Origin of the sequence: Lentilactobacillus farraginis DSM 18382 = JCM 14108 (assembly GCF_000583655.1) — a bacterium.
Classification (GTDB): Bacteria; Bacillota; Bacilli; order Lactobacillales; family Lactobacillaceae; genus Lentilactobacillus; species Lentilactobacillus farraginis.
The window spans coordinates 1-1,256 of record NZ_BAKI01000110.1; the positions used below are offsets into that span (position 1 = coordinate 1).

The window sequence follows — 1,256 nt, forward strand, 5'->3', positions numbered from 1 at the left end:
TTTGGCACCGCCATTGTGTCCACACGCTGAGCAGATACGGGAAGTGTTCTTGGCACTGACCACTACTAACTGTTTCCCGTACCAGTCACATTTGTATTCAAGCATAACTCTAAATTGATACCAACTGGCGTTAACAATGGCCTTAGCGAGGTGGTGATTGCGCATCAGATTTTTGGTTTTCAAATCTTCAATCACAATCACATCGTACTTCCGAACTAAGCTGTCGTCAGCTTGTGCAGGTAATCCTTGCGCTGGTTGGCAATTTTAGCCTGATAACGGGCTTTGGCCATTTTTGCCCGTTGCCAATTTTGGTAATCATTAAGTTCCATTTTGGACAGTTTATGATTATGATTCCATTGGCGCATCGCAACGGTCGCCTGGTGCCTGCGTCGGCTGAACTTGGCCTGCCAACGAGTAGCTTGCTTTTCCAGCCACCGCGCATTGAACGTCCCATATTTCACCCCGGTGGAATCAATCGCTAAATCGGAAACGCCCAGATCTAAACCGACCTGCTGATTGGTCTTGGGCAAATCATGAACCTCAGTTTCGACCTGCAGGGAAATATAGTAACGGCCGGTGGCGTCGTGACTAATCGTGTAACGCTTAATTTTACCATTGGCCAAGCGGCCCGTCTTGCTGGTCCGAATACTGCCGATTTTCGGTAATTTCAACCGCCGCTTGGCTTCCACCAAACAGGTTGAACGGCCCGTATAGGCTTGCTTGGCACTGTGCCGGGATTTGAACCGCGGATGGCCACCCCGATGTTGGAATAAGTTCTGATAAGCAAGCGCCAGATTATGGTTAACCACCAATAAGCTGGTGGCATCACTTAACTTTAAAAAGGGGTACTCTTTCTTGAGCGGTTTTAGCAGATAGTTCATGTCATATTCGCCAATGAACCGACTGGCCGGATTATTTTTATAACGCTGGTTAGCCATGGCTAACATGTGATTCCAGACGAATCGATCATTGCCAAACATTTGCCATAATAAATTGATTTGCGGTTGGTTCGGGTATAAGCGTAGTTTAATTCCTTTAACTACTGTCGTCATATAGGGCCTCCTCTCGTTACTTCACTGGCTGATCCCGCTAATTAAGATTTTTAATCATGACCGGTCCACTGCCAGTACCGCGCTTTTAATCACGAATCCCGATAAACGGTCATTTAGTTAATCAATGGAAACTTAGCTTAACCATTATAACATATGGTCATTGTTGATACACACATGTATTTTAGAATATTTTCAACATTTATT

The 1,256-nt window shown here is 45.3% G+C and carries 1 pseudogene; it reads right to left on the reverse strand.

The window, feature by feature from the left end:
• Nucleotides 1-1,052: pseudogene (locus JCM14108_RS13910) on the reverse strand (RNA-guided endonuclease TnpB family protein); the annotation flags it as partial.
• Nucleotides 1,053-1,256 lie beyond the last annotated feature (204 nt).